Here is a 611-nt window from a genome sequence, read left to right as displayed (position 1 = left end):
GGCCATGCTGTCGCGGAAGGTCGGGCCCTTGACCTTGGACTTCTCGGCGCTGTAGCGCTTGGTCAGCACCAGGCGGTAGTACAGGGTCTGGTTGCCCTTGGCCCGGCGTGCCGACCAGGTGACCTTGCGGTTGCCGTCGACGCGGTTGACCGCCACCCCGTAGTTGTTGGAAATGAAGCTCTCGTTGAGGCTCACGTAGTCGCGGCTCAGGGGCGGCACGAACATCTGGATCTTGATCGGGTCCTTGCCGTTGGCGACGAACTCGACCTTGGCGTCGATGTTCCACAGATCGTCGGTGGCGTCTTCGGTCACCGGAATGCCGAGCACGAAGATCTGATAGGCCGTGATCGAAATGCCCAGCACCACCAGGATGGCGATCAGGACTTTCAGATGAAGGGTAAGAGAGCGCATTGGAATTACTCTGCGGTATGAGCGTCGGTGGCGCAGGCGGGTTTCTTATCCTCGTTCAGTCACCGTTCAGGGGTATCGCGCGCACCATGTCCAGCCTTACGCCGAGCTTATGGCACGGCACTTTCTGGTGGGGCGAAGATGGTTCGAGAAACGCGTTTCGGGATTGAGTCCTGGGGTATCTACCTGGTGGCCCTGCTGCT

General features: G+C 60.2%; 1 protein-coding gene. It reads right to left on the bottom strand.

Annotated features, from left to right (window positions below):
* Nucleotides 1–411, bottom strand: a 411-nt coding sequence (locus Q7C21_RS22445) for a UUP1 family membrane protein (protein WP_375151150.1), incomplete at its 3' end; no start/stop codon positions are given.
* Nucleotides 412–611 lie beyond the last annotated feature (200 nt).

This window comes from Pantoea sp. ANP04, from assembly GCF_041982285.1.
In the GTDB taxonomy this organism is placed as follows: Bacteria; Pseudomonadota; Gammaproteobacteria; order Enterobacterales; family Enterobacteriaceae; genus Pantoea; species Pantoea eucalypti.
This window is presented reverse-complemented; position numbering and strand designations above follow the sequence as displayed.